The sequence below is a fragment of the Pseudomonas sp. Sample_11 genome, assembly GCF_004307505.1.
Taxonomy (GTDB): Bacteria; Pseudomonadota; Gammaproteobacteria; order Pseudomonadales; family Pseudomonadaceae; genus Aquipseudomonas; species Aquipseudomonas atacamensis.
Genome location: NZ_RCOD01000055.1, coordinates 1 through 25,796, shown reverse-complemented (window position 1 = coordinate 25,796; position 25,796 = coordinate 1). Strand labels below are relative to the sequence as shown.

Here is a 25,796-nt window from a genome sequence, read left to right as displayed (position 1 = left end):
TCCCCCAGAACAACCGACTCAGGTATTGCGTCGGTCGATAAAACCCAAATGGCGATACAACGCCTCGATGCGTGGCAACTCGCAGCCCGCCGCGTTCGCCGCCGCCAGTGGCCGGGCGTAGATCGCCTCCAGCTCCAGCGGGCGTTTGTGTGCAAAGTCGTGGTACATGCTCGGCCAGTAATCGGGCATTTTTTCCGTCATGGTGAACAGGTACTCGGCATAGCCGGGCGGGATCTCGTATCCACAGGCCCGGGCGCCCTGCACCACTTCCGCCATCAACGCCTGAATCGACAGGCGGCTGTCAGCATCAGCCATCAGCGCTTCGGTTCCCGCCCCGAGCAATACCGAAAGTCCGTTATAGGGAATATTCCACACCAGTTTCTGCCAGCGCGCCTGATGCAGGTTGGCCATCGCCTGCGAGTCGATGCCGGCGGCACGGAACAGTCCGGCGCCCTCCTCGACGATCGCCATGCGCGCTACTTCATCAATGGCCGAGCCGCTGTGATAACCGACATTCACCGCGCCAAGGGCCTGATGGGTGATCTGCCCCGGCCCTTCGCGGTGCACGCAGATCAGGCACAGACCACCGAGCAGATGCAGCGAATCCGGCAACAGTGGTCGCAGGCTGTCTTCGACATCCAGACCGTTCTGCAGCAACAGCACTTTTGCGTCAGGTTTGGCGGCCTGAATGATCGCCGGCGCCAGACCGGCATTACTGGTGGTCTTGGTGCCGACCAGCAGCCAGTCACAGGGCGGCATGTCTTCGGCAGCGGAATAGGCATTGGCCGGATTCAGCGTCAACGGCCCATGCACCGCACTGTTGATCTGCAAACCGCGCTCAGCCACTGCGGAAAATTCGCTGCGCAACAAGAAATGCACGTCGAAACCGGCACGCGCCAGCATCACCCCGTAAAACCCGCCGATCGCACCGGTGCCGATAGTCCCCACCACCGGTTTGTTGACTGTCTCGCTCATGGCAACTCCTCTGCAATTCGACCCAGCGCCTGCGCTACTGCCTGGTTGAGTTGGTCAACCGTCAGACGAGTGTGCACTGCGCCAAAGAACTCGCCGTCGCGCACCACAAACAGCGCCGGCAAATGAAACACCTGATAACGCTCGACCAGCCCGCCGTTGTTGCCGGCGTCGATCCAGCACAGCCGATCGATTGCCAGCGGCAATCCCGGCAACACCTCGCGGGCATAACGACAACTGGCACAGCCGACGCTGGTGAAGATCACCAGAGAAACCCCTTTCATCGCCAGCAGCCGCTGGTCGGCGTCGAAGTCGGTCAGCTCGGATTCGACCACTATACTGGGGGAAACAATGTCAGATGGCCGACACAGGGAGTCTGTGCTCATGGGACGTTTCATTCCTCATCCGGACGAAGTGCCGGTTGAATTGACGTTACTCAAGCCTGAATGCATTTCCAGACAACAGCTGCACACTATCAGCCTCGGCGGCATCGCTTGCAATTACCACCGCGCCTGGCGCCACGGCACTGCACTGCAAGTACGCATGCCGACGCTGAATGCCGACTTCTGTTGCCCGGGCTACGTAGCCTGGTGTCTGCGGCGTAAAAAAGGCTATCTGGTGGGCATTGCCTTCACTGACGAACAGACCCTGTTCAGCGCGCGAATGGGTGAGCAGGTGTGTCAGATCGAACGCTATTCGCGCATGCAGGACAGCCACGACGATCTGCAGGATAGTCAGGCGCTGGCCCTGCAGTGGGTCGAGGCGCACGCCGAAGAGTTCTCCCACGACAACCTGCGCAAGGCTTTTGCGCAGCCAGCGCTGGACTAAAGCACGGTTTGCCCATTGTCGAGCCGCCTCTGACGCGCTAAGGTTCGGCTCCCCCGACGCGCTAAATCTGCTGTGCTCCGCCGCGCGGGGATCGCTGGCGGCCGGCACCCGTGACCTGACGAGTAAACGATGGCTGATTTACCGATCAACGACCTAAACGTCGCCTCTAACGAGACCCTGATCACTCCCGATCAGCTCAAGCGTGATATCCCCCTGAGCGACGCCGCCCTGCGCACCGTCACCAAGGGCCGCGAAGTCATTCGCAACATTCTCGATGGCACCGACCACCGTCTGTTCGTCGTGATCGGCCCGTGCTCGATTCACGACATAAAGGCTGCCCACGAATACGCCGATCGCCTCAAGGTGCTCGCCGAGGAAGTCTCCGACACCCTGTATCTGGTCATGCGTGTGTATTTCGAGAAGCCGCGCACCACCGTCGGCTGGAAAGGTCTGATCAACGATCCGTATCTGGACGACTCGTTCAAGATCCAGGACGGTCTGCACATCGGTCGTCAGTTGCTGCTCGACCTGGCCGAGAAAGGCCTGCCGACCGCGACCGAAGCCCTCGACCCGATCTCCCCGCAGTATCTGCAGGATCTGATCAGCTGGTCGGCCATCGGCGCGCGCACCACCGAATCGCAGACTCACCGCGAAATGGCTTCCGGCCTGTCCTCGGCCGTCGGCTTCAAGAACGGCACCGATGGCGGCCTGACCGTGGCGATCAACGCCTTGCAGTCGGTGTCCAGCCCGCACCGTTTCCTCGGCATCAACCAGGAAGGTGGCGTGTCGATCGTCACCACCAAAGGCAACGCCTACGGTCACGTGGTGCTGCGTGGCGGTAATGGCAAGCCGAACTATGATTCGGTCAGCGTTGCGCTCTGCGAGCAGGCGCTGAACAAGGCGAAGATCAAGCCGAACATCATGGTCGACTGCAGCCACGCCAACTCCAACAAGGACCCGGCCCTGCAACCGCTGGTGATGGAGAACGTCGCCAACCAGATCCTCGAAGGCAACCAGTCGATCATCGGCCTGATGGTCGAAAGCCACCTGAACTGGGGCTGCCAGGCCATCCCGAAAGACCTCGCCGACCTGCAATACGGCGTGTCGATCACCGATGCCTGCATCGATTGGTCCGCCACCGAAAACACCTTGCGCAGCATGCACGCCAAGCTCAAGGACGTATTGCCGAAGCGTCAGCGCACGTAAGCTGCGTTTTACGGGCATAAAAAAACGCCGGACATTGTCCGGCGTTTCTGTGTGTGCGATTCAGATCTTCGCGGCGCGACGCTGATGGCGTTCCATGTAGCGCTCGACGTAGGAGCAAGACGGGATCACCGTGTAGCCCATTTCTTCGGCGTATTGCAGCGCGCGTTCAGTCAGCGCTGCGGCAATGCCACGGCCGCGCAGGGCATTGGGCACGAAGGTGCGGTAGATATCCAGGGTCTGCTTGCCCAGATCCATGTAGGTCAGGTAAGCACGATGACCGTCCACAGTGGTCTCGAATTGATGACCAGCCTGGTCATGGTGGATGGACAACGCCTCGCTCATCACTACTCCTCGCGGGTCTTGAATTGTGACCCCTACCTTACCGATGTTTTTCCGGCGAAGGAACATCTACGCCACCCCGTGCCTGATGGACACTGAGAAGAGCCACACCGATCTCGCGCAATCTGACACCTGCTGAATAGTAGGCACCATTGGCGAAAATGCTCAAGGTACGCTCGTCATCGGATGGTTTGCGTGCATTGGCATCGATGGTCGCAGGTTCGGCCGCAAGACAATCTTTGCGTGCCGTTTGCCTGAACATTGCCGGAATGTTGAGACTTAAGACGTGCGACCTTTTTTAAAGTCACCTGTACATCAACAAAGATACGCGAAGCGCTTCGCAGAACCTGAACAAAAGTGTGGACGAATTCATTTAGAAAGACTTTAGCCGAAGTCGCAAAAACAGCGCACGAGGGCGGGAACTTTTTCCGTTTGAGTCGCTCACGCCGGGGCTTGCAGCTGGATATTTTTTATACAGCGCAGTTAAAAGTTGCTCGAAAAAGAATCAACGCCTACAATTTTTTTTGCTTCTTGCGCTACGTCAGTTTACTTACTACAAGTAATGGGTAGTATGTACGCCGGCTATTTCCTCAATCGTGAGGAGACAGCCACTTAATTTGAAAGTCCTTGAAGGGGAACACGATGAACAACGTTCTGAAATTCTCTGCTCTGGCTCTGGCCGCAGTTCTGGCTACCGGTTGCAGCAGCGCATCGAAAGAAACCGAAGCACGTCTGACCGCTACTGAAGACGCAGCTGCTCGCTCCCAGGCTCGTGCAGACGAAGCTTACCGTAAAGCTGATGAAGCTCTGGCTGCTGCTCAAAAAGCACAACAGACTGCTGACGAAGCTAACGAGCGTGCTCTGCGCATGCTGGAAAAAGCTAGCCGCAAGTAATAATCCCTCGGGATTGTTATCGAGCCGATCCGGTTTTCCGGGTCGGCTTTTTTGTGCCCGTTGCTTTTCTCCGAGTAATAAAAAACCCGCCGACGCTGCACGCATCGGCGGGTTTTCAATCAGCTCTTATTGCTGCAGGTCGATCGGTGCACTGCTCACCATTGGCGCCGAGGTATTCGGCACGGCGATCTCTACCGGCAGGCCGTCTTCGGCGGCGACCACATCACGCACCACATCCCAGTTCATGCGCAAATTGCTGGTGATGTCTTCACGCTTGAGCATCGCGTTGATCACCGCGGTGTGCTTGTCGACTACCGACGGGTTGCCCTTGTCGTCGAGCGGCGTGTGCGCTTCCAGATAGACCTTGCCGCCACTGCGACCGAACTTGTACGGGTCGTTGATGATGCGCACCGAGGTGCCGACCGGGACCATGCCGGCCATTTCCAGCACGTTGTTGTTGAACATGCGGAAGCAGCCGTGGCTGGTGCGCATGCCGATGCCGAACTTCTTGTTCGAACCGTGGATCAGGTAGCCCGGCGTGCCGAGGGTGAACTTGAACGGCCCCAGCGGGTTATCAGGACCGGCCGGCACCACATTCGGCAGCGGATCACCGTCAGCAGCGTGTTCGGCCTTGATCGAAGCCGGAGGCGTCCACGTCGGGTTCGGTGTCTTGGCGATGATCGAGGTGTGCGCGATCGGCGAGCCCCAGCCTTCACGGCCGATACCCAGCGGGAAGGTGTACACCACGTCACGGCCTTTCGGGTAGTAATAGAGACGGTATTCGGCGAGGTTGATGACGATGCCTTCACGCGGGCCCGGCGGCAGGATGAAGCGCGTCGGCAGGACGATCTCGGTACCGGCGCCCGGCAGCCAGGCATCGATGCCCGGGTTGGCCGCAACCATTTCCGAATAGCCCAGATCGTAGGTGGTGCCCAGGTCGGCGAAGGTGTCTTCGTACTTGGCTTTGATCACCTGCACCTGGCCGACGATGTCCTCGCCGGGTGGTGGCAGGGGAAGCTCCAATGCAGCAACGGGACCGGCCACACACAGGGCGGCAAGTGACAGGCAGCGGGTGACGGCAGGAAAGCGCGGCAACATCCGGAAAATCCTTCGCATGATCATCAAGGGTATAAGGGCGCGATTGTACACCGCGGCCTGGGGATTCGGGAGACACGCCGATAGACCGTGTCGCGCCCTGAAAGATCGCAGCCTCGTTGCACTCGTCAGCTCCTACATTTGCAACGCATTCCCTGTAGGAGCTGACGAGTGCAACGAGGCTGCGATCTTTTGATCTTAAAGTTCGAATCGAAGCTCGGGCCAGATCGGCGAGGTGCCGCGCTTCTGCGATTCAAGAATCGCCCGGCACAGCGAGCACAGGCGCTGATCCTGGAACACCCGGCGATCAACATTCGACCAGCGCGGTTGCGCCGGCAGCAGAGTGCCGCACAGCGTGCGATCGGCCGAGCCACCGAGTTCCAGCTGCCGCGTCACCAGATGCACCCGCACTTCCTGGCAGGCGAACAGATCCAGCTGCTCGTCAGGCTCGATCAGTTGGTAGGCAAACAGGGACCAGGCAGGACGCGGCATCGGGGGCTCCAAATTAGGGGGCGCCACATTAGCCGAAAGCCTGCCACTAGAAAAGCCTCATAACAGCGGTTTTAGCGTCGGCCAGACATTTTCCAGCAACTTGCTCTGAGCCCCGGCCGCCGGGTGCAGACCGTCGGCCTGCATCAGGTCCGGATGACCACCGACACCTTCGAGAAAAAACGGCACCAACGGGATGTTTTTCTCTTCGGCGAGCTTGCCGTAAACCTCGGCGAACGAATCGGTGTAGCGCTTGCCATAATTGGGTGGCAACTGCATGCCGAGCAGCAGCACTTTCGCGCCGCTCTGCCGCGAGCTGTCGATCATCGAGGAAAGATTTCGTTGCAATTGCGCTGGCGGCATCCCGCGCAGGCCGTCATTGCCACCCAGCTCGAGGATCACCAACTCCGGCTTATGCTCTGCAAGCAGCGCCGGCAGCCGCGCCTGGCCTCCGGCACTGGTGTCGCCACTGATCGAGGCGTTGACCACTTTATCGTCGAAACCCTCCTGTTTGAGCCGCTGCTCGAGCAGCGACACCCACCCCAGACGGGTATCCAGGCCGAAACCGGCGCTGATACTATCGCCAACGATCAGGACAGTACCCGCCGCTGCGTTCTGGGCCATGCACATCAAGGCCAGGCCAGCACTCAAAAACCATACACGCATCGGATTCTCCATGGGCGCAAGCATTCTCACCGCGAAGAACCTCAGCAAAGTGGTCCCTAGCGCGGAAGGTGAACTGACTATCCTGCACGAACTCAGCCTGGAACTGAACAAGGGCGACAGCCTGGCCATCGTCGGCGCGTCCGGTTCCGGCAAATCCACCCTCCTCGGCCTGCTCGCCGGCCTCGACCTGCCGAGCAGCGGCGAAGTCACCCTCGCCGGCCAGGGCCTGAGCAATCTCGACGAAGACCAGCGCGCACGAATCCGTGCCGAGCACGTCGGGTTTGTCTTCCAGTCATTTCAGTTGCTCGACAGCCTGAATGCGCTGGAGAACGTCATGCTGCCGCTTGAGCTCGACGGCCGCAAAGATGCCCGCGAGCGCGCCACGCAATTGCTTCAGCGCGTCGGCCTCGGGCAGCGCCTGACCCACTCGCCGCGCCAGCTCTCCGGTGGTGAACAGCAGCGCGTGGCCATCGCCCGCGCCTTCGCGGCCGAACCGGACGTGCTGTTCGCCGACGAGCCGACCGGCAACCTCGACAGCCACACCGGCGAGCGCATCAGCGACTTGCTGTTCGAATTGAACAAGGAACGCGGCACCACCCTGGTGCTGGTGACCCACGACGAACGCCTGGCCCATCGTTGCCGGCGCCTGATCCGTCTTGAAGCCGGGCTGCTGGTCGCCCCTCTGGAGCCTTGATGGCACGTCTGCCGCTGTTGCGTCTGTTCAGTCTTGCCCTGCGCCAGCTCATGCGCGATGCCCGCGCCGGAGAGTTGCGCGTGTTGTTCTTTGCGCTGGTGGTGGCCGTCGCGGCAAGCACCGCGATCGGCTACTTCGGCGCCCGCCTCAACGGCGCGATGATGCTGCGCGCTACCGAGTTTCTAGGTGCCGATCTGGTGCTGGAAGGCAGCTCGCCGGCCCGCGAGGAGCAAATCCGCAGCGGCACCGAACTGCGCCTGAATCATGCGCAAGTGGTGGAGTTTTCCAGCGTCATTGCCACCGACAACGGCATTCAGTTATCCAGCATCAAAGCCGTCGACCGCGCCTATCCACTGCGTGGCGAGCTGAAGAGCGCGCCCGCACCCTTTGCCCAGGAAGAAGTCGGCGGCGAACCGCAACCCGGTGAAGCCTGGGTCGAGGCGCGTCTGCTGACCGCGCTGGATCTGAAGATCGGCGACAGCATCGACGTCGGCATGAAGACCTTGAAGCTGACCCGCGTGCTGACCTACGAGCCGGGTCGCGCTGGCAACTTTTACAGCCTGACGCCACGGGTACTGATCAATCTTGACGACCTCACCGCCACCGGCGTGGTGCAACCGGGCAGCCGGGTAAGCTATCGAGAACTGTGGCGCGGTGAACCGCAGACGCTGGAAACCTATCGTGAATTGATCAAACCGGGCCTCGCTGCAAACCAGCGAATCCAGGATGCCCGCGACGGCAACCGACAGATTGGCGGCGCGCTGGGCAAGGCCGAGCGCTACCTGAACATGGCCAGTCTGGTTGCGGTATTGCTGGCTGGCGTAGCCGTGGCGTTGTCGGCGAACCGTTTCGCCAGCCGGCGTTTCGACGCCAGTGCCTTGCTGCGCTGCCTCGGCTTGTCGCGCCGGGAAACCATGGTGCTGTTCAGTCTGCAACTGACTGTGCTCGGCCTGATTGCCGCCATCAGTGGCGCCCTGCTCGGCTGGCTGGCGCAACTGGGGCTGTTCGCGTTGCTGCATGATTTGCTGCCAAGTGACGTGCCACCGGGTGGGCTGTTTCCGGCGATGGCCGGGATTGGCACCGGGCTGGTGGCGCTGGCCGGTTTTGCCTTGCCGCCATTGGCTGCACTGGGTCGCGTGCCACCGTTGCGGGTGTTGCGCCGCGACATGCTCCCGATCCCCTCGAGCACATGGATGGTGTACGGCGCGGCGTTGGGTGCGCTGGGCCTGATCATGTGGCGTCTGAGTCTGGATCTGCTGCTGACCTTCGCCCTGCTTGGCGGTGGCGTAGTCGCCGCGCTGGTGCTTGGTGGCCTGCTGTTGTTGCTGCTGCAAAGCCTGCGCCGCCTGCTCGCCCGCGCCTCGTTGCCATGGCGTCTGGGCCTTGGCCAGTTGTTGCGGCATCCATTGGCGGCGGCCGGGCAGTCGCTGGCGTTCGGTCTGATCCTGTTGTCGATGGCGCTGATCGCACTGCTGCGCGGCGAACTGCTCGACACCTGGCAAAACCAGCTACCGAAAAACGCGCCGAACTATTTCGCGCTGAATATCCTCCCGGCTGACAAGCAGGCCTTCGCCGATCACCTGATCAAGGTGTCGGCGCAAGCGGCGCCGTTGTATCCGGTGGTGCCAGGACGACTGATCAGCATCAATGGCGAAGCGGTGCAGCAAATCGTCAGCAAGGACTCCGCCGGTGACCGCGCCATTCAGCGTGACCTGAGCCTGACCTGGGCGGCGGATCTGCCGGCGGGCAACAAGCTCACCGCCGGCTCGTGGTGGAGCGGCCAGCCGTCCGACGACGTGCCGGGGGTTTCGGTGGAAGGCAAGGTGGCCGAAAGCCTGAAACTCAAACTCGGCGATCACATGGTGTTCAGCGTTGGCGGGGTCAATCGCGAAGCAAAGGTCACCAGCCTGCGCGAGATCAACTGGGACAACTTCCAGCCGAACTTCTTCATGATCTTCCAGCCTGGTACCCTGAAGGATCTGCCGGCGACCTACCTGACCAGTTTCTATCTGGCTCCGGGGCATGATCAGCAGATCGTCGAGCTGTCGCGGACCTTCCCGGCGGTGACCATCCTGCAGGTCGAAGCGTTGCTCGAACAGCTGCGCAGCATCCTCGCTCAGGTCACCCTGGCGGTGGAATATGTGTTGTTGTTTGTTCTGGCTGCGGGGATGGCCGTGCTGTTCTCCGGTCTGCAAGCGACGCTGGATGAACGAATCCGCCAGGGTGCGCTATTACGCGCGCTGGGCGCCGAGCGGCAGTTGCTGATCAAGGCGCGGCGTATCGAGTTCGGTCTGTTGGGGGCGGTCAGCGGTCTGCTCGCGGCGATCGGTTCGGAGGTGGTCAGTCTGGTGCTGTACCGCTTCGCCTTCGATCTGCCATGGCATCCGCATCCATGGCTGCTGGTGCTGCCGTTGATTGGCGCCGTGCTGATTGGTGGCGCCGGTGTGTTCGGCACTCGCCGGGCGCTGAACGCCAGCCCGCTGACAGTGTTGCGCGAGGGTTGATAGACTCAAGCGGTCTTAATCACAAGAAGTCGCCATGAGCCGTTATCGCCCTCCCCGCACCGCTGGCACCGCGCTGATCACCCCCGAGGGTGAAGCGCGGATGCGCGCCGAATTCCACGAGTTGTGGCATGTGCGTCGCCCGCAGGTCACCCAGGCGGTGAGTGAAGCGGCGGCGCAGGGCGATCGTTCGGAAAACGCCGAGTACACCTACGGCAAGAAGATGCTGCGGGAAATCGACAGCCGCGTGCGTTTTCTCACCAAACGCCTGGAAGCGCTCAAGGTGGTCAGCGAAAAACCCAGCGACCCGAACAAGGTCTACTTCGGCGCCTGGGTAACCATCGAAGACGAGGACGGCAAGCAGTCGCGCTACCGCATCGTCGGCCCCGATGAACTGGACCTCAAACAGGGTTTGATCAGCATCGACTCGCCGCTCGCCCGCGCGCTGATCGGCAAGGCACTCGACGCGGAAGTGCGGGTGCAGACGCCGACCGGCGAGCAGTTCGTTTACATCGTTGCGATTGAATACCCGTAAGACTGATCAGCGCCGAGTGATCAGGCCCTGCCGTGCAACGCGGGTCAGTTGCTTGATCATCTCCGGCGCATCTTCTGCGCTCGGCGCCTGAATCACCGCCAGATCGAAGCTGTCCGTCGCGAAACGCGCCAGCGACTCGCCGTCATCGACAAACTGGATCAGGAACGCGGCAGGACCGCCGCTGCGACGTGGCCAGCCATCGAGATAACGCAACAGCGTCGGCTGGTGTTTGCCGCCAAGAAGGATTTTCGGGTTGCGTTGGGTGACATGTGCCGTGATCGGCGCGGGACGTGCTGGAGGGCGTAGTGCGTTCATCGTGTCGTGTCTCTGCCTCAAAAGTCTGCATGGCAGGTGAGAGGCAACACCGAACCAGCGCTTTAGCGGTATTTCGAAGCCCTGTTCCGGCTTCTGACGGTAACTGTAGAAGTCACCTGGCGCCCCGCAAGTAGCTGTTTAAATCGGCGCATGGGCAACATCCTAGAGAACGTGACCGACCAGTGTCAAGAATCCCCCGCAACAAAAAAAGGCCCGCACAATGCGGGCCTTTGCCTTGAGCCAGAGCCTTCAACCGGCGATGGCGCGATCCGCCGAGAGCTTGCCGGCACCTTCGATCAGTACCGCGATGCTGCCGGCCAGCAGAGCCAGAGCAAACTCATAACCGTTGTTGGCCATGAACAAACCGTTACCGATGTGCACCGAGAAGATCGCCACCAGCGAGAGGAACGCCAGACCGAGTGCCGCCGGGCGTGCCAGCAGGCCGATGATCAGCGCCAGACCGGCGAAGAACTCGGTACCGCCGGCCAGCGAGGCCATCAGATAGCCCGGGGTCAGGCCGATGCTTTCCATCCATTGCGCAGTGCCGGCCAGGCCGTAACCACCGAACAGACCAAAGAGTTTCTGCGAACCGTGGGCGGCGAAGATCACGCCGACAGCAATGCGCAGGACAGTCAGGCCGTAACCGGCGCGGGTGAACAGAACCTTGTTGATCAGAGAGCTCATGGTGCATTCCTTGTTGTGCAGAAGTGTTTGTGTGTTTGGGTTGGTCGCTATATTAATCAGTTTATTTCATGTTTAAAGCGCAAAAATTTCGCCATAACAATCGAATTATTAGATTATTTCCGTGTTACCACTTTCTGCTGCCGGGGCTCGAGCGACTCACGCTCCCGGTCGAATGCCAGGTAATACTTGTTCACGCTATTAACATAGCTGACGGCGCCCATCCCCACCTGCTCCATGGCGATGCGCTCGACCTGGAAGAACCACTGGTTGGGATTGAGGCCACGGCGGCGGGCTTCCGCGCGCATACCCTGCACGCGCTCGGGGCCGATGTTGTACGCGGCGAGGGTGAAGGCCATGCGCTCACGCTCGTTGAGTTTCGGGCTGCTGAAGAACTTGCGGCGGATCATTGCCAAGTACTTGGCGCCGGCCTGCACATTCGCATCGAGATTCTGGATATTGCTCACGCCGACCCGTTGCGCGGCGGACGGGGTGATCTGCATCAGCCCGGTCGGACCGCTGCCGCTGCGAGCGTTGGGCTGCAGACGCGACTCCTTGAACGCAAGCGCCGCCAGGTTAAGCCAGTCCATGTTCTGCGCATCGGCGTGCTTCTGCAGGGTCGGACGGAGTTTTTCCAGACGCTGGCGATCGGCCTTGGCCAGCGGATTGTGCACCTGATACAGGCGTCGATAGATGCGCAGAAAAGCGGCGTCTTCGTCCGACGGTCTCTTGTAACCGGTGAGGAAGCGATCAATGCTCGCGCGCAACATCGACGCATCGCGACGCACGAACCAATGTTCTTCGCCCGGCTCGCCGAGGCTCAGTTGCCGATCAAGGCGCAGCTTCGGCAGGATCTTGCCCCAGCGTTCGGCTATCGGTTGCTCGACAATGGTCAGGTGGAAAATCCCGCCCTGGACCATCTCCAGCACATCCTCCACCGCCAGCGTCGGATCGACCCACTCGATGTTGATCGGCGCGAGTTTGTGCAGCGCCAGTTTCTGGTTGAGCTGACTGACCACCTCCCCCGCCGCACTACCGGTGGGCAGCGCCAGGGTTTTGCCGGACAGCTGCTCGACCTTGGTGTAACGGCGCTGGCCCTTGATGCCGACCAGCACCAGCGGCACGTTGCTGGCAATCGGCTCACTGCTGGCCACTGCATAGCCCGATGGCAGGTCGAGCAATTCACCGGGCGCGACCATATCGCCTTCGCCGCGCTGCAAGGCGCCGAGCAATTGATCCTTGGCTTTGGGAATGATCTTGAGGGTGACTTCCTGGCCGTCACGAGCATGGCCATTGAGGTATTGCTCGAACGCGCGCAGTCGGTGGTACTCGACACCGATGGCCTGGCCCTGGACCTCGCCGGAGCTGTTGCGGCTCTGATTGACCAACACTCGCAACACGCGGCTGCTGCGAATGTCCGAGAGGTCGCGAACCTTGCTCGCCGGCACGGCTTGCAGCGGCCCGGGCAGGCGCGCGACCGCCGTCATCGGCAGCAGCAACGCAGCACACAACAGCAGCAGAACCGAGGGACGATGCATCCACTCTCCGAAAAGAATACGGGGCGATTCGTCGCAAAAAAGACGACATCACCGACGAAAACAGAGCGCTCTGAGCGCTGGTAAAGTGCGAGAGACTGGCACAGTGATGGCATCGTCGCCACCCCGGAGTTCTTCGCGGCCTCAACAGACAGCCATAAGTCATTGTAGTTCTTGGCTTTTCTTATAAATCTACAGCTCTGATATGCTTTCCGGCCTTCGGCCCGAGGTAGCACCATGCAACTCATCGATATCGGCGTCAACCTGACCAACCCCAGTTTCGCCGACAAACACCAGGCCGTGCTCGACCGCGCCTACGCCGCCGGCGTCTGCCAACTGGTGCTGACAGGCACCAGCGTCGAGGGTAGCGAACAGGCGCTGGAACTGTGCCAACAACTGGATGAAAGCGGCCAACGGCTGTTCGCCACCGCCGGCATTCACCCGCATTCGGCCAGCGACTGGAACGCTGACAGCGCCCGTCGTCTGCGCAGTCTGTTGAACGAATCCAGCGTCGTCGCGGTGGGCGAATGCGGGCTGGATTTCAACCGCGACTTCTCCCCGCGCCCGCAACAGGAAAAGGTCCTGGAAGAACATCTGGCGCTGGCCGTCGAACTGCAATTGCCGGTGTTCCTGCACGAGCGCGATGCCAGTCAGCGGCTGCTGGAGATCCTCAAGGACTTCCGCGATCAATTGCCGGCGGCGGTGGTGCACTGCTTCACAGGCGAACAAAAGGCCTTGTTCAGCTACCTCGATCTGGATCTGCACATCGGCATCACCGGCTGGATTTGCGACGAACGCCGGGGCACGCATCTGCATCCGCTGGTCAAAGAGATCAAAGCGGGACGGCTGATGCTGGAAAGCGACGCGCCATATCTGCTGCCGCGCACGTTGCGGCCGAAGCCGAAAAACGGCCGCAATGAGCCGGCGTATCTGAGCGAAGTGCTGCGCGAAGTGGCGTTGCATCGCGGCGAGACCGAGGAAGCGCTGGCCGCACATACCACCGCGTGTGCCCGGGCGTTTTTTAATCTTCCGATGTTGGTGTAAAACGCAAAAGATCGCAGCCTTCGGCAGCTCCTACATTGGCACGGCGTACATTCTGTAGGAGCTGCCGAAGGCTGCGATCTTTTGATCTGTTGATCCGCATCAAAAAATGGTTTTCTGCATAGCGGCACAATAATGGCACCTTGCCGAAACTGTTTCCGCTATCAGAGAAGACCTCCATGGGTGCCTGGCTTAGCAATATCTCGCTGAAATACAAATTCTGGGCGGTCAACGCGGTCGCCTTTGTCACCACTCTGCTGCTCGTACTGTACGCCGTGCATCTCGAGCAACAGGCCCGCAGCCATGCCGCGCAGGCATCCGCGCAGGCGCAGGCGCAGTTGCTCAAGGCCTGGCCGCTCGGGCAACCGCTGCCCAAGTCCGCTCAGGTGCTGACCTTCAAGCGCGGTGAAGCGCCGCGTCTCAATGATCAACCGTTGCTGGAAATCAGCGGCAGCAACGGCTGGAACGCCATCAATGAAATGCCGCTGTTCGGTGACGACCCGTTGCTGGGCGCCGAAGTGTTCAGCCGTGCCGACGGTGAGCAAGTGGCGGTCATCGCCTATGCCCCGAGCTTGAGCCAGGTGTTCAGCGAGCGTTTCGCCAACTATGCGCTGGCGGTCTTCGTCCTGATGCTGGCGATGCTTGGCGCCTCGCAACTGTTGATCCGTTTTCTGCTCAGCCAGCTCAACACGTTGAAAGACGTGATGCTGCACGTTGAAAAAACCGGTGATCTTTCTGCTCGCGTGCCGCTGGTGGGCAAGGACGAAGTCGGGCAGATGGCCAATGCCTTCAACGCCATGCAGGCCGGTTATCAACGCGTCGTAACCACCGTTGCCAGCACCGCGCGACAACTGGATGACGGCGCTGCGCGGCTGGCCTCGAGCATGAACGACGTGCGCCACGGCATGCTCGGCCAACAAAGCGAAACCGACCAGGCTGCCACCGCGATCAACGAAATGACCGCCACCGTTTATCACATCGCTCAACACGCCGGCGCCACCCGCGATCTGTCGAAAACCGCCGATGGCCTCGCCGGCAGCGGTCAGCAGGTGGTGGCGCGGGTGCAGCAGTCGATTGCCGGACTGTCCAGCGGCGTGCAGCAGACGGCAGAAATGATTCAACGCCTGGCCGAGGACAGTCAGAAGATCAACGGCGTGGTCAGCGTGATTCACAGCATCGCTGAACAAACCAATCTGCTCGCGCTGAATGCGGCGATCGAAGCGGCCCGCGCCGGGGAGATGGGACGCGGCTTTGCCGTGGTCGCCGATGAAGTGCGCAACCTCGCCAAGCGCGTGCAGGCGTCCACCGACGAGATCACCGGCATGATCGCCGCGTTGCAGGCCGGCACCCGCGATGCGGTGGATTTCATGCAGGAGAGTTCGTACAAGGCCGACGACTGCGTGCAGCAGGCGCAGGAGGCTGGCGCGGCGCTGGCGGAAATCACCGGAGCAGTTGCGCAGATGCGCGAAAGCAACACGCAGATTGCCGTGGCGGCGGAACAGCAGAGTCAGGTTGCCGAGGAGATGAACCGGGCGGTGGTGAGTATTCGTGACGTGACTGAAAATACCGTGCAGCAGACGGTGGATTCGGCGACGACCAGTAATGAGCTGGCGACGCTGGCCGGAGCGCTTAACAAGGCGATAGGTCAGTTGAAACTCTGATGGCCTCTTCGCGGGCAAGCCCGCTCCCACAGGGATTTTCGACAATCAACAATTGTGCGTACACCGAGCACACTGTGGGAGCGGGCTTGCCCGCGATGGCGTCCGCTCTGGCGACATCAAATTTTGCCATTGCCGCTATCAACTCAATAGCCAACCTTGATTCGCCGCCCTCCGCGCCCGGGCCTATTCTCCAACCATGAAGTTCAACATGGATCGAGGAGTAGCAAACATGGGCAAACGTCACCCCAACCTTCCCGCGTGGCAATGGCGCGCCTACCCGGGCAATCATCAGCATCCGACCAATCTGGTCCTTCACTTGATTGCCGTGCCGTTGTTCATCGTGGCGTTTCTGTTGATCGTGTCGGGGGTGTTCAGCCTGAGTCTGGCCAGCGTCGCCATCGGCGTGATCGGTATCGTCGCGGCGCTGGGTCTGCAGCGCCACGGCCACGGCCTGGAGGCGCAAGCCTCCGAGCCGTTCAGTGATCGCAAAGATGCCGTGTCACGTTTGCTGGTCGAGCAGTTTCTGACCTTTCCGCGGTTCTTTCTCAGCGGTGGCTGGTGGCGCGCCTGGCGTGAGCGCCACCGTCGGCATTGAGTCAGGCGAAGATCGTCACGGTCTGCCGACTCATGGCAATCAACTCCCCTTTCGCACTCCACAACTTCGCGGCGACATGGCCGTAGCCGTCGGCTGCGTACTCGATGTCGGCCAGGTATTGGCACCAGTCCAGCGTGCTCAAGTCGTGTAACGGCTGCACGAATTCAATGGTCCAGGTCAGCGTACTACCCGGTGCCGGTTTCTTCAGATACGGCAACAGCGCCGGCGGCCAGGCATCCACCAGCGCCAGCAGATGCGCCTCGTTGACCGGCTCCTCTTTGACATCCCCACGCAACCGCACCCAGCCGCCCATCAAGCGCGACGCCGTGCCGGAGAACGGAATGCCGCCGACGCTCCAGCGCATCGCCAGATGGCGCATGAATTCCGGGGTCACGCCTTTGATGTAGGGTAGCTCTTGGCATTCGTCCCAGTGTTTCATGGTGGGCGCCGGGTAGGCTTCGACGGCGACTTCCGAGCGCCGCGAGGCACCGAAGCTGCCCTGAATGATCGTCACCACTTGGCCATTCTGCATGGCGCGGCCCAACACCTGGCTGACGGCTTTGCCTTCACGCAGCACATCGACTTCGAAACTCACCGGCACCTCCGGCTCGACCGGGCCGACAAAGGTAATCGCCAGCGAACGCACCGGGCGCTCCGTCGGCACCTTGGCGCGCATGGCTTCAAATTGCAGCGCGGCCACCAGCCCGCCAAAACTGGCACGGCCCTGTCCCCATTCTGCGGGGATGGTCACTTCAGGTTGTTGGCGGACAGCATCGAGCAGATCGCAAAAGCGCATGGCAACCTCGGAAAACGAGAAAGGAATGCGCGGATCTTACCCAGCCCCGGGCGGCGGCGCAGCGTCTATTCCGGTCAAATGGGCTGACAGATAGGCCTTGGCACTTTTCGATTTCGCCGCAAAACCCTTGTAGGAGCTGTCGAGTGAAACGAGGCTGCGATCTTTTGATCTGTTTGCAAATCAAAATCAAAAGATCGCAGCCTTCGGCAGCTCCTACAGAGGGACGCGTAAGCTTCAGGATTTGAAACACGTCGCGCTGAGCTTTTCCAGCACTTGATCGGCCTTCAGCTCTGCCTTGATCAACCCGGCCTGCCAGGTGGCCACGCACGGTTGCAGATCGGCTTCCTGTTCGGCGCGGGCCAGCCATTGCCAGCAATCGTGCCAGTCGCCCAGTGCGCCTTGCGCCGATTTCAGGCGTTTGTAAGCCGGTTTCGGCAAGCGATCCAGCTCGGGATAGGCTTCGATGCCATAGCGCACGCGCTTGATCAGCAGGCGCAGACGATGGCGGTCATGGGCGGGATCGTGCAGCGCTTCGTCGAGTTTCTGCCATTGTTTGCCCAAGCGTTTTTCAATGCGTTTACCCAGATCCTTGAGTAAGCCCTGACGCTCGGACGCGCGCAGAAATCGTGGAAACGCGTCGAGAATCATCAGCAGCGAAGCCAGTTCCGCACTCGCCGCCAGCGCCGGATACGCCTCGGCCATTTGCGCCAGACGCCGCTGCGCGGCCTCGGGTTGATCATGCTCGAGCAGATACGCCGCGAGCACTTCCCGATCACGCCACGGCGTGGTCAGATCACCCACTGCCGAAGCCGCCGCCTCCAGTTGCTCGACTCCCGGCAAGCCACGCAACGGCCGCAACAGACTGCGCAAGCGTCGCACCGTAGTGCGCAAATCATGCAACGCCTCGGGATCAGTGCGCGCAGTCAAGCGCGCCTGACATGCCAGCAGCCGCACATCCAGGCTCAACACATGAGCCACCAAGCGATCGATCATGGGGGTCTACTCCGTAGACAGCTGCGAGCTTCTAGCTACAAGCTTCAAGCTGAATGGGGTCGCTTTGAGCTTGCCGCTTGCAGCTTGAAACTTGCAGCTGCTTTTTTAACGTCCTGCGCGGGATTCGCGGATGTAGAAGCGGGCTTTCTCGGCTTTCTTGCTGCAGCCTTCAAAGCCTTCGAATTGTTGCTGGGTCTTGGCGGCGGTCAGCAGCGACAGCGCTTTGGAATAGCTGACGGTGCCGGCGAAGCCTTCAGCCTTGGCCAGGTCCAGTTCGTGCCAGGCCGCGTCGAGTTGGCTGCCGCAGCTGTCGCGGTACGCGGTTTTGCCGGCGCAACCGGCCAGAACCAGAGCCATCAACGGTACACAGATCCAGGCTTTCATCACTCACACCTCAAGGTAGGTCAACAGTCGTGCAGGTAAGACGGTCAAGCGGCGAAAAAGTGCCTCGCTGAGCGGTCAAACCACGTGGCGCAGAGCATAGCGCGCAAGCGTGCGCCGCGAGCGAAAAACGACGTCACCGCTTCGCGCAACGACCTTGGCGATTGAGCCGCTTGGCCGATGCGTGCATTGTGCAGGCTTGTCGGGAGGAAGTTTGATGAAAAAGCGTGTCGCACTGGTGCTGGGCTCCGGTGGCGCCCGGGGCTATGCCCATATTGGCGTTATCGAAGAAATTGAAAAACGCGGCTACGACATCGCCTGCATTGCCGGTTGTTCGATGGGCGCGGTGGTCGGGGGCATCTATGCCGCCGGCAAACTGGATGAGTACCGGCGCTGGATCGAAAGCCTTGATTACCTCGACGTGCTGCGCCTGGTCGATGTGAGTTTCCGTCTCGGCGCGATCCGCGGTGAAAAGGTCTTCGGGCAGATTCGCAAGATCGTCGGCGAGATCAACATCGAAGACCTGCGCATCCCCTACACCGCCGTCGCCGCCGACCTGACCAACCAGCAGGAAATCTGGTTTCAGGAAGGCTGCCTGCATCAGGCCATGCGCGCCTCGGCGGCGATTCCCAGTCTGTTCACCCCGGTGATGCAGGGCAACCGCATGCTGGTCGACGGCGGCATTCTCAATCCGTTGCCAATCGTTCCGGTAGTGTCGAGCCATTGCGACCTGATCATCGCGGTCAACCTCAACGCCACCAATCAGCGCCAGTACAAATTGCCGGTGATCGAGCGGCCTGCAGCGTTTCGTTCGCGCTTCGACAGTCTGATCAAATCCATGGGTTCGAAGTTGCCATTCCGGCGTAAACAGGCCGAGCAATTGTTGAAGCTGGAACAGGAAGCCTTGCGCGCCGAGGCGGCGGAGATCAATCCGTGGCTCGAGGGCGTCGAACCGGAAAGCCAGCAACCGGCCGCCGCCCCGGAACGCGAAGGCGCGCCGAAATCCGCTACCGGTTCATTCATCATCGATAACGTCGGGCCAGCGTCGTTGCTGGATTTGATCAACCAGAGTTTCGAGGTGATGCAGACCTCACTGGCGCAGTACAAGATTGCCGGGTATCCGCCGGACATCCTGATCAACGTGCCGAAGCGGGTGTGCCGGTTTTTCGAGTTCTACAAGGCGCCGGAGTTGATCGCCCTGGGGCGGGAGATTGCCAGTGATACGCTGGATCGGTATGAGCAGGAGCAGGGTTGATTACCTGAAGGCTGTGGGTGAATGTTCCGGCCTCATCGCGGGCAAGCCCGCTCCCACAGGGTTCTCGGCGGGAATGAAATCTGGGTGATACATAGCTCACTGTGGGAGCGGGCTTGCCCGCGATGGCGCCCGACCATACAACACAAAACTACAACCCATCAGCACTCAACAACCGATACCCAACCCCCGCCTCAGTCACAATAAACCGTGGCCGGGTCGGGTCATCCGCCAGTTTCTGCCGCAGGTGCCCGACCACGATGCGCAGGTAATGACTGTCCTCGGTGTGCGTCGGCCCCCAGATATCCTTGAGCAATTGCTGCTGGGTGATCACCCGCCCCGGATGCCGCGCCAATTGCGCGAGCACCGCGTATTCCTTGCGGGTCAGGGCGACTTCGGCGCCGTCGAGCAGCACGCGCCGATAGGCCAGATCCACGGTCAACGGGCCGAAACTCAGCGCCGCTGGCTGCGCCTCCCCCGCCGGTGCCTGACGCAACAACGCGCGGACCCGGGCGAGAAATTCCTGAATGCCGAAAGGTTTGGTCACGTAGTCATTCGCGCCGCCATCCAGCGCTTCGACCTTCTGCCCTTCACTGGCGCGCACCGACAGCACCAGCACCGGCGTGGTCGCCCATTCGCGCAATTCGCGCAGGACCTGCTGACCGTCCATGTCCGGCAACCCGAGGTCGAGCACCACCAGGTCCGGTTTGCTCAGCGCGGCTTGTGCCAGGCCTTCAGCGCCGGTGCCGGCTTCGAGCACTTTGTAGCCTTGTGAAGCGAGGCTGATGCGCAGGAATTTGCGAATCTGCGGTTCGTCGTCGATGACCAAAATGGTCGCGGTCTGGCTCATGAATTCACATCAACACAATAGATTGGCAAGAGAGTAGCGCAGTCGACTTCAAGCTTCACCGTCCATCCCCGGTTGCGCCTGCAACGGCAGATGCAAGGTGATGCAGGTGCCACGCCCGTCGATGCCGTCAGCCACGGAAATACGCCCGCCGTGCGCGCCGACCATGCCCTGACAGATCGCCAGCCCCAACCCCGTGCCCTGCCCGCCGCGATCACCGCGCGCGGCGGTGTAGAACATGTCGAAAATCTTCGCTCGGTCCTCTTCAGGGATCCCCGGGCCTTCATCGCTGACCGCAAAGAAAATCTCCTGCTCATCGGCGCCGGCGCGCAGTTGCAAGCGACCGTGGCTGGGGGAAAAGCGCGCGGCGTTTTCCAGCACATTGACCAGCGCCTGCTCGATCAACGCCGCGTGCACATAGAGCAACGGCAGCTCGGCCGGCACTTCGGTGCTGACCTGCAACGGCGCCAGCACGGCGCGCAGGCGGTTGAGTGAACTGCCGACGATATCGGCCGGCGATACCCAGTCGCGCGCCAGCTTCAAGGCGCCGTGGCCGAGCCGAGTCATGTCGAGCAGGTTCTGGATGTAGCGGTCGAGGCGTTCGGCTTCATCGCGGGTGCCTTCGAGTAGCTCGCGGCGATCCTCCAGCGGGATCGCTTCGCCGAGAGCCAACAGGCTGTCGATGCTGCCGCGCATGGCCGTCAGCGGCGTGCGCAAATCGTGGGACACCGAGGCCAGCAAGGCGCTGCGCAACTGTTCGGTTTCGCCGTGCAGACGCGCCGCTTCGAGGTCATCAGCCAATTGCGCGCGGGCGAGGGCTTGCGCCAGCGGCTGGCTCAGCGCAGTGAGCAAACGTCGGCGCTGACCGCTCAAGCTCTGGCCTTCCTTGGCGCAAACACCGAGCAACGCCAGCGGCCCGTCCTCGACCGACAACGGCCACCACCACCAACGCCCCAGCGGCAAGGTGCCGGTGCCCTTGCCCGCCGGTTGATCGTGTTGCCAGGCCCAATCGGCGGCGGCGCGTTCGGCCTCGGTGAATTGCAGCGGCCCGCCGGTTTCGACTTTCCAGCCGCCCTGGCCGTCGCGGTTGAGCAAGCACAATTGCACATCGCTCCAGCCTTCGAGGTGTTGCGCGGCGGCGCTGATCACGGCCTGGCGGTCGGTCGCGGCGGTGAGTTTGCGCGACAGGTCGAGCAGTTCGCTGGTTTCTTCCTGGGTATCGCGCAAAGCCTGCAACTGCCGCCGCTGACGCGCCGCGAGGTTGCCGGTGAGCGCCGCCATCAACAGGAAGAACAGCAGCGTCAGCACGTCTTCTTCGCGCTGAATGCTGAAGGAGAAATTCGGTGGAATGAACAGAAAATCGTAGGTCAGAAACGACAACGCCGCACAGGCCAGCGCCGGGCCGAGGCTGCTGCGCACCGCCACCAGCAACACCGCCGCGAGAAACACCAGCGAAATGTTCGGCAGCGGCAACACACTCGACACCGCCCAGGCCAAGGCCGTGGCCAACAACGTCGCGACCAGCGCCAGCGCGTAGTCGAACCACACCAGCGTGACTGAATTGCGCGGGCGCGGTTGGTGCTGCTCGTGGTCACTGTCGAGCACGTTGATTTCCAGACCGTGAGCCTGACGCAGCAGGCGCGCCGCCAGACCACCGCCGAACAGTCGACGGCGCAAGCGTGGCCGCGACTGGCCGACCAGCAACAGACTGGCACGGCGTTCGGCGGCGTGTTGAATCAGGGTTTTCGCCACTTCGCCGGCCCGCAACAGCACCACTTCGCCACCGAGGCGTTCGGCCAGTTGCTGGGCGCTTTGCAGGCGCAACCGCGATTGCTCGTCACGGGCACTGCCGTTGTCGACATGCACCAGACTCCACGGCAGATGCCGGCGCTGGGCGACGCGGCTGGCGTGACGCACCAGCCGCTCGGCCTGCGCATCGCCATCGATGCCGACCAGCAAACGCCCGCGCACCGCCGGCGCGGCCTGGCCGAGTTGGCGATAGCCCTGGGCGAGATCGTTGTCGACCTGCGCGGCGGCGGTCTGCATCGCCAGTTCGCGCAGGGCGGTGAGATTGGTCTGGGTGAAAAACGCATCGATGGCGGCGCGGGCCTGTTCCGGCACGTAGACCTTGCCTTCGCGCAGACGCTCAAGCAATTCACGCGGCGGCAGGTCAATCAGCAGCAGCTCGAAAGCTTCCTGCAGGACCCAGTCCGGCAGGGTTTCGCGCACCTGTACGCCGGTGATGCCGCGCACCTGATCATTGAGGCTTTCCAGGTGCTGGACGTTGACCGTGGTGAACACGTCGATGCCGGCGGCGAGCAGTTCCTGAATGTCTTGCCAGCGCTTGGCGTGCCGACTGCCGGGGGCGTTGCTGTGGGCCAGTTCATCCACCAGCACAAGCTTCGGCTTGGCCGCGAGAATGCCGTCGAGGTCCATTTCTTCGAGCAGCACGCCACGGTATTCGCTGCGCACCAGTGGTTGCTGCGGCAGGCCACCGAGCAAGGCTTCGGTTTCGGCGCGGCCATGAGTTTCAACCACGCCGGCCAGGACTTTTACGCCCTGACGCAGTTGCGTGTGCGCGGCCTGGAGCATGGCGTAGGTCTTGCCGACCCCGGGGGCGGCGCCGAGAAAAACCTTGAGCCGGCCACGGCCATCGCGGGGCAGGTCTGCTAACAGTGCGTCGGCGCGGCCGGAGTCGCTCATGCTTGATGTCTCTCTTCCTGATGATCGTTCCCACGCTCTGCGTGGGACTGCAGCCCGGGACGCTCTGCGTCCCATAAAAGCAGACGCAGAGCGTCTATTGATGCATTCCCACGCAGAGCGAGGGAACGATCGGTATCAACTGAATTACAGGTTTTGCAGTGCCAGATTAAGCTCCAGCACATTCACCACCGGCGGCCCCACCAGCGGCTGTTCGATGTGCTTATCGAGCAGTTGCTGCAAGGTCGACACCGGCAGGTTGCGCGCCGCCGCGACACGCGCCAGTTGATAGGCAATTGCCGCCGGTGGCAAGTGCGGATCGAGACCACTGGCGGAGGTGGTCAGCAAAGCCAATGGCACCGGCCCCTGCCCAGCGACTTGTTGTTTTTGCGCGTCTTCGATTACGCGGGTCGCCAAGGCCGGATTGCTTGGCGCGAGGTTGCTGGCGCCGCTGGCGACCGTGGCAAAAGCCCCGGCGGACGGCCGTGGGTGGAACCAGTTGTCGCCGCTGAAATCCTGAGCAATCAACGACGAGCCGCGAACTTTGCCGTCGGCGTCGTGGATCAGGCTGCCGTTGGCCTGATCCGGGAAAGCGACTTGGGCGATGCCGGTGACCGCGAGTGGATAGGCGACGCCGGTGATCAGGGTCATCAGCGCTAACAGGGTCAGGGCCGGGCGTATCATTGTGGACATTTCAAGATCCTCGAATTCGTTGGACAAACTTTTGCCGGGTGTCAGGGAGATCTTTTCCCCCTCACCCCAGCCCTCTCCCCCAAGGGGGCGAGGGAGAAAGGGAGCCGATCTTCATGCTGTTCAAGACCTGAGTTCGGCTCGGAATTTCAGGTCGGCGAACCTCGCACAAACACCTCGGTCAGTCCCCTCTCCCCCCGGGAGAGGGCTAGGGTGAGGGGCTCTTTTCAGCCTCACACCAGATGCAACGCCGTAAGCAGCATGTCGATCACCTTGATCCCCACGAACGGCACGACAATCCCGCCGACGCCATAGATCAGCAGATTGCGCCGCAGCAACGCCGCCGCACTCGCCGCCTGCACGCGCACGCCGCGCAATGCCAGTGGAATCAGCACAACGATGATCAGCGCGTTGAACACAATGGCTGAGAGAATCGCGCTCTGCGGACTGCTCAGATGCATGATGTTCAGCACGCCCAGCTGCGGGTAAATCGAGGCGAACAGCGCCGGCAGAATCGCGAAGTATTTGGCGATGTCGTTGGCGATGGAAAAGGTCGTCAGCGCGCCACGGGTCACCAGCAATTCCTTGCCGATCTGCACCACGTCGAGCAGCTTGGTCGGGTCGCTGTCGAGGTCGACCATGTTCGCCGCTTCGCGTGCCGCTTGCGTGCCATCGTTCATGGCCATGCCGACGTCGGCCTGGGCCAGCGCCGGGGCGTCGTTGGCGCCGTCGCCGCACATGGCAACCAGGCGACCGTCGTTCTGCTCGTGACGGATGCGCGCGAGTTTCTTCTCCGGCGTGGCTTCGGCGAGCACATCATCGACGCCTGCTTCAGCGGCGATCGCAGCAGCGGTCAGCGGGTTGTCGCCGGTGACCATCACCGTGCGAATCCCCAGTTTGCGCAACTCGGCAAAACGCTCACGGATGCCTGGCTTGACCACGTCCTTGAGATGGATCGCGCCAAGCAACTTACCGTCTGCACAGACCAGCAACGGCGTGCCGCCGCTCTGGGCAATCTTGTCGATTTCCCGCGCCAGCGCCGGGGCCAGATCGCTACGCTGTTGACCGAGAAACGCCAGCAGCGAATCCACCGCCCCTTTGCGATACACGCGGCCCTGATAATCGACGCCGGACAAGCGGGTTTCCGCGCTGAACGGCACGGCGGTCAGGGTTTCCGGGGCCGGCTCCGGTTGTGGATGCAGGCCACGAAGGAACTCGACGATCGACTTGCCTTCAGCGGTTTCGTCGGCCAGCGAGGCGAACAACGCGCCTTCGGCCAGCTCACGGCCGGTCACTCCCGGCGCGGCATACACCGCGCTGCAACGACGGTTGCCGAAGGTGATGGTGCCGGTCTTGTCGAGCAACAGCACGTGCACGTCGCCCGCCGCCTCCACCGCGCGGCCAGATTTGGCGATCACGTTGAGGCGCACCAGCCGATCCATCCCGGCGATACCGATGGCCGACAGCAGACCGCCAATGGTGGTCGGGATCAGCGTGACTAATAACGCCACGAGGAACACCAGCGGCAGGCTGCCATTGGCGAAATGCGCGAACGGTTGCAGGGTGACGACCACCAGCAGAAAGATCAGGGTCAGGCCGATCAGCAGAATATCCAGCGCGACTTCGTTCGGGGTCTTCTGACGCTTGGCGCCTTCGACCAGGGCGATCATGCGGTCGAGGGTCGATTCACCAGGGTTGGTGGTGATCTTCACCAGCAGCCAGTCGGACACCAGCCGCGTGTTGCCGGTGACGGCCGAGCGGTCGCCGCCGGACTCACGGATCACCGGCGCCGATTCGCCAGTGATCGCCGCTTCGTTGACCGCCGCGATGCCTTCGATGACTTCGCCGTCACCGGGGATCATTTCCCCGGCTTCGACTCGCACCACATCGCCCTTGCGCAGATTGGCGGCCGGCACGATCTTGAAGCTGCCATCAGCCTGACGGCAACGGGCGCTGAGGCCTTCGCTGCCGGCCTTGAGGCTGTCGGCGCGAGCCTTGCCACGACCTTCGGCCAAGGCTTCGGCGAAGTTGGCAAACAGCACGGTGAACCACAGCCACAGGGCGATTTGCGCGGCGACGAAGGTCGGCAC

The 25,796-nt window shown here is 61.8% G+C and carries 26 protein-coding genes; 10 read left to right on the top strand and 16 right to left on the bottom strand.

Annotation, left to right across the window (positions count from 1 at the left end):
• Window positions 1-18: 18 nt before the first annotated feature.
• Entirely contained in the window at window positions 19-975 is a 957-nt protein-coding gene (locus tag D8U60_RS16460; protein ID WP_130900498.1) for a putative 2-dehydropantoate 2-reductase, read from the bottom strand.
• The gene (locus D8U60_RS16455; protein ID WP_130900497.1) at window positions 972-1,358 is read right to left on the bottom strand and encodes a thioredoxin family protein; all 387 of its coding nucleotides are present in this window, start codon (window positions 1,356-1,358) and stop codon (window positions 972-974) included. The genes D8U60_RS16460 and D8U60_RS16455 overlap by 4 nt, the downstream gene beginning before the upstream one ends.
• Here D8U60_RS16455 and D8U60_RS16450 point away from each other — a divergent pair.
• Both D8U60_RS16450 and D8U60_RS16445 read left to right on the top strand, forming a co-directional pair.
• On the top strand, window positions 1,357-1,800 hold the full coding sequence (locus D8U60_RS16450) for a PilZ domain-containing protein (protein WP_130900496.1): 444 nt from the start codon (window positions 1,357-1,359) through the stop codon (window positions 1,798-1,800). The genes D8U60_RS16455 and D8U60_RS16450 overlap by 2 nt on opposite strands.
• Window positions 1,801-1,929: 129 nt before the next feature.
• Window positions 1,930-3,006, top strand: a complete 1,077-nt coding sequence (locus tag D8U60_RS16445; protein ID WP_016770878.1) for a 3-deoxy-7-phosphoheptulonate synthase — start codon at window positions 1,930-1,932, stop codon at window positions 3,004-3,006.
• A gap of 60 nt (window positions 3,007-3,066) precedes the next feature.
• Here the strand turns inward: D8U60_RS16445 and D8U60_RS16440 are convergent, their stop codons facing one another.
• Complete coding sequence (locus D8U60_RS16440; RefSeq protein ID WP_016770879.1) at window positions 3,067-3,348, bottom strand: GNAT family N-acetyltransferase; 282 nt, start codon at window positions 3,346-3,348, stop codon at window positions 3,067-3,069.
• A 639-nt stretch (window positions 3,349-3,987) separates the two neighbouring features.
• Here D8U60_RS16440 and oprI point away from each other — a divergent pair.
• Entirely contained in the window at window positions 3,988-4,239 is a 252-nt protein-coding gene (gene oprI / locus D8U60_RS16435) for an outer membrane lipoprotei OprI (RefSeq protein WP_003183784.1), read from the top strand.
• A gap of 126 nt (window positions 4,240-4,365) precedes the next feature.
• Here the strand turns inward: oprI and D8U60_RS16430 are convergent, their stop codons facing one another.
• The 3 genes from D8U60_RS16430 to D8U60_RS16420 all read right to left on the bottom strand — a co-directional run bounded on the left by D8U60_RS16430 (window position 4,366) and on the right by D8U60_RS16420 (window position 6,489).
• Entirely contained in the window at window positions 4,366-5,337 is a 972-nt protein-coding gene (locus D8U60_RS16430; protein WP_024013783.1) for a L,D-transpeptidase family protein, read from the bottom strand.
• Between the two features lie 195 nt (window positions 5,338-5,532).
• The gene (locus D8U60_RS16425; protein WP_016770881.1) at window positions 5,533-5,826 is read right to left on the bottom strand and encodes a hypothetical protein; all 294 of its coding nucleotides are present in this window, start codon (window positions 5,824-5,826) and stop codon (window positions 5,533-5,535) included.
• 57 nt (window positions 5,827-5,883) lie between these two features.
• Window positions 5,884-6,489: an arylesterase gene (locus D8U60_RS16420; RefSeq protein WP_168772679.1), complete on the bottom strand. Its 606-nt coding sequence runs from the start codon at window positions 6,487-6,489 to the stop codon at window positions 5,884-5,886.
• A 10-nt stretch (window positions 6,490-6,499) separates the two neighbouring features.
• Between D8U60_RS16420 and D8U60_RS16415 the strand changes: the two genes are divergently transcribed.
• The 3 genes from D8U60_RS16415 to greB are packed head-to-tail and all read left to right on the top strand — an operon-like array spanning window position 6,500 to window position 10,219.
• Window positions 6,500-7,183 carry an ABC transporter ATP-binding protein gene (locus D8U60_RS16415; protein WP_016770883.1) on the top strand — a complete coding sequence of 228 codons (684 nt, stop codon included), beginning with the start codon at window positions 6,500-6,502 and terminating at the stop codon, window positions 7,181-7,183.
• Complete coding sequence (locus D8U60_RS16410) at window positions 7,183-9,687, top strand: ABC transporter permease (RefSeq protein ID WP_130900495.1); 2,505 nt, start codon at window positions 7,183-7,185, stop codon at window positions 9,685-9,687. The genes D8U60_RS16415 and D8U60_RS16410 overlap by 1 nt, the downstream gene beginning before the upstream one ends.
• Before the next feature lie 34 nt (window positions 9,688-9,721).
• Entirely contained in the window at window positions 9,722-10,219 is a 498-nt protein-coding gene (greB, locus tag D8U60_RS16405; protein WP_071173132.1) for a transcription elongation factor GreB, read from the top strand.
• Window positions 10,220-10,225: 6 nt separating this feature from the next.
• On the opposite strand, the gene D8U60_RS16400 is transcribed toward greB, so the two are convergent.
• From D8U60_RS16400 to D8U60_RS16390, 3 genes are all read right to left on the bottom strand, one after another.
• Window positions 10,226-10,534, bottom strand: a complete 309-nt coding sequence (locus tag D8U60_RS16400; RefSeq protein WP_041478394.1) for a hypothetical protein — start codon at window positions 10,532-10,534, stop codon at window positions 10,226-10,228.
• Between the two features lie 249 nt (window positions 10,535-10,783).
• Entirely contained in the window at window positions 10,784-11,218 is a 435-nt protein-coding gene (locus tag D8U60_RS16395; protein WP_016770887.1) for a DoxX family protein, read from the bottom strand.
• Window positions 11,219-11,331: 113 nt separating this feature from the next.
• Window positions 11,332-12,753 carry a transglycosylase SLT domain-containing protein gene (locus D8U60_RS16390; RefSeq protein ID WP_041478391.1) on the bottom strand — a complete coding sequence of 474 codons (1,422 nt, stop codon included), beginning with the start codon at window positions 12,751-12,753 and terminating at the stop codon, window positions 11,332-11,334.
• A 234-nt stretch (window positions 12,754-12,987) separates the two neighbouring features.
• Between D8U60_RS16390 and D8U60_RS16385 the strand changes: the two genes are divergently transcribed.
• The 3 genes from D8U60_RS16385 to D8U60_RS16375 all read left to right on the top strand — a co-directional run bounded on the left by D8U60_RS16385 (window position 12,988) and on the right by D8U60_RS16375 (window position 16,047).
• Window positions 12,988-13,794, top strand: coding sequence for a TatD family hydrolase (locus tag D8U60_RS16385; RefSeq protein ID WP_122880381.1), 807 nt, complete (start codon window positions 12,988-12,990; stop codon window positions 13,792-13,794).
• Window positions 13,795-13,970: 176 nt separating this feature from the next.
• Window positions 13,971-15,452: a methyl-accepting chemotaxis protein gene (locus D8U60_RS16380; RefSeq protein WP_130900494.1), complete on the top strand. Its 1,482-nt coding sequence runs from the start codon at window positions 13,971-13,973 to the stop codon at window positions 15,450-15,452.
• A gap of 229 nt (window positions 15,453-15,681) precedes the next feature.
• A complete protein-coding gene (locus D8U60_RS16375; RefSeq protein ID WP_041478386.1) occupies window positions 15,682-16,047 on the top strand; it encodes an Mpo1-like protein in 366 nt (121 codons plus the stop codon).
• A 1-nt stretch (window position 16,048) separates the two neighbouring features.
• On the opposite strand, the gene D8U60_RS16370 is transcribed toward D8U60_RS16375, so the two are convergent.
• The 3 genes from D8U60_RS16370 to D8U60_RS16360 form a co-directional block, all read right to left on the bottom strand.
• Window positions 16,049-16,843, bottom strand: a complete 795-nt coding sequence (locus tag D8U60_RS16370) for an acyl-CoA thioesterase domain-containing protein (protein ID WP_130900493.1) — start codon at window positions 16,841-16,843, stop codon at window positions 16,049-16,051.
• Between the two features lie 234 nt (window positions 16,844-17,077).
• A complete protein-coding gene (locus D8U60_RS16365) occupies window positions 17,078-17,836 on the bottom strand; it encodes a CHAD domain-containing protein (RefSeq protein WP_122880385.1) in 759 nt (252 codons plus the stop codon).
• 105 nt (window positions 17,837-17,941) lie between these two features.
• Entirely contained in the window at window positions 17,942-18,220 is a 279-nt protein-coding gene (locus D8U60_RS16360; protein ID WP_016770894.1) for a hypothetical protein, read from the bottom strand.
• Window positions 18,221-18,434: 214 nt separating this feature from the next.
• Here D8U60_RS16360 and D8U60_RS16355 point away from each other — a divergent pair, with 214 nt between their 5' ends.
• Window positions 18,435-19,472, top strand: coding sequence for a patatin-like phospholipase family protein (locus D8U60_RS16355; RefSeq protein ID WP_039759961.1), 1,038 nt, complete (start codon window positions 18,435-18,437; stop codon window positions 19,470-19,472).
• A gap of 148 nt (window positions 19,473-19,620) precedes the next feature.
• Here D8U60_RS16355 and D8U60_RS16350 read toward each other — a convergent pair whose 3' ends face one another.
• The 4 genes from D8U60_RS16350 to kdpB all read right to left on the bottom strand — a co-directional run.
• Window positions 19,621-20,319 (bottom strand): response regulator, encoded by a 699-nt coding sequence (locus D8U60_RS16350; RefSeq protein WP_056788412.1) that lies wholly within the window; start codon window positions 20,317-20,319, stop codon window positions 19,621-19,623.
• A gap of 48 nt (window positions 20,320-20,367) precedes the next feature.
• A complete protein-coding gene (locus D8U60_RS16345) occupies window positions 20,368-23,019 on the bottom strand; it encodes a sensor histidine kinase KdpD (RefSeq protein ID WP_073472405.1) in 2,652 nt (883 codons plus the stop codon).
• A 144-nt stretch (window positions 23,020-23,163) separates the two neighbouring features.
• On the bottom strand, window positions 23,164-23,709 hold the full coding sequence (gene kdpC / locus D8U60_RS16340) for a potassium-transporting ATPase subunit KdpC (protein WP_024013851.1): 546 nt from the start codon (window positions 23,707-23,709) through the stop codon (window positions 23,164-23,166).
• A gap of 230 nt (window positions 23,710-23,939) precedes the next feature.
• The coding region (kdpB, locus tag D8U60_RS16335; RefSeq protein ID WP_130900492.1) for a potassium-transporting ATPase subunit KdpB at window positions 23,940-25,796 on the bottom strand (1,857 nt) is incomplete at its 5' end.

Coding starts and splice junctions, on each gene's coding strand:
- D8U60_RS16395 (WP_016770887.1), bottom strand. CDS start 11,218: ATGAGCTCTCTGATCAACAAGGTTCTGTTCACCCGCGCCGGTTACGGC.
- D8U60_RS16370 (WP_130900493.1), bottom strand. CDS start 16,843: ATGCGCTTTTGCGATCTGCTCGATGCTGTCCGCCAACAACCTGAAGTG.
- D8U60_RS16455 (WP_130900497.1), bottom strand. CDS start 1,358: ATGAGCACAGACTCCCTGTGTCGGCCATCTGACATTGTTTCCCCCAGT.
- greB (WP_071173132.1), top strand. CDS start 9,722: ATGAGCCGTTATCGCCCTCCCCGCACCGCTGGCACCGCGCTGATCACC.
- D8U60_RS16365 (WP_122880385.1), bottom strand. CDS start 17,836: ATGATCGATCGCTTGGTGGCTCATGTGTTGAGCCTGGATGTGCGGCTG.
- D8U60_RS16375 (WP_041478386.1), top strand. CDS start 15,682: ATGGGCAAACGTCACCCCAACCTTCCCGCGTGGCAATGGCGCGCCTAC.
- D8U60_RS16415 (WP_016770883.1), top strand. CDS start 6,500: ATGGGCGCAAGCATTCTCACCGCGAAGAACCTCAGCAAAGTGGTCCCT.
- D8U60_RS16380 (WP_130900494.1), top strand. CDS start 13,971: ATGGGTGCCTGGCTTAGCAATATCTCGCTGAAATACAAATTCTGGGCG.
- D8U60_RS16360 (WP_016770894.1), bottom strand. CDS start 18,220: ATGAAAGCCTGGATCTGTGTACCGTTGATGGCTCTGGTTCTGGCCGGT.
- D8U60_RS16450 (WP_130900496.1), top strand. CDS start 1,357: ATGGGACGTTTCATTCCTCATCCGGACGAAGTGCCGGTTGAATTGACG.
- D8U60_RS16355 (WP_039759961.1), top strand. CDS start 18,435: ATGAAAAAGCGTGTCGCACTGGTGCTGGGCTCCGGTGGCGCCCGGGGC.
- kdpC (WP_024013851.1), bottom strand. CDS start 23,709: ATGTCCACAATGATACGCCCGGCCCTGACCCTGTTAGCGCTGATGACC.
- D8U60_RS16345 (WP_073472405.1), bottom strand. CDS start 23,019: ATGAGCGACTCCGGCCGCGCCGACGCACTGTTAGCAGACCTGCCCCGC.
- D8U60_RS16460 (WP_130900498.1), bottom strand. CDS start 975: ATGAGCGAGACAGTCAACAAACCGGTGGTGGGGACTATCGGCACCGGT.
- D8U60_RS16385 (WP_122880381.1), top strand. CDS start 12,988: ATGCAACTCATCGATATCGGCGTCAACCTGACCAACCCCAGTTTCGCC.
- D8U60_RS16425 (WP_016770881.1), bottom strand. CDS start 5,826: ATGCCGCGTCCTGCCTGGTCCCTGTTTGCCTACCAACTGATCGAGCCT.
- D8U60_RS16400 (WP_041478394.1), bottom strand. CDS start 10,534: ATGAACGCACTACGCCCTCCAGCACGTCCCGCGCCGATCACGGCACAT.
- oprI (WP_003183784.1), top strand. CDS start 3,988: ATGAACAACGTTCTGAAATTCTCTGCTCTGGCTCTGGCCGCAGTTCTG.
- D8U60_RS16410 (WP_130900495.1), top strand. CDS start 7,183: ATGGCACGTCTGCCGCTGTTGCGTCTGTTCAGTCTTGCCCTGCGCCAG.
- D8U60_RS16350 (WP_056788412.1), bottom strand. CDS start 20,319: ATGAGCCAGACCGCGACCATTTTGGTCATCGACGACGAACCGCAGATT.
- D8U60_RS16445 (WP_016770878.1), top strand. CDS start 1,930: ATGGCTGATTTACCGATCAACGACCTAAACGTCGCCTCTAACGAGACC.
- D8U60_RS16430 (WP_024013783.1), bottom strand. CDS start 5,337: ATGTTGCCGCGCTTTCCTGCCGTCACCCGCTGCCTGTCACTTGCCGCC.
- D8U60_RS16420 (WP_168772679.1), bottom strand. CDS start 6,489: ATGCGTGTATGGTTTTTGAGTGCTGGCCTGGCCTTGATGTGCATGGCC.
- D8U60_RS16390 (WP_041478391.1), bottom strand. CDS start 12,753: ATGCATCGTCCCTCGGTTCTGCTGCTGTTGTGTGCTGCGTTGCTGCTG.
- D8U60_RS16440 (WP_016770879.1), bottom strand. CDS start 3,348: ATGAGCGAGGCGTTGTCCATCCACCATGACCAGGCTGGTCATCAATTC.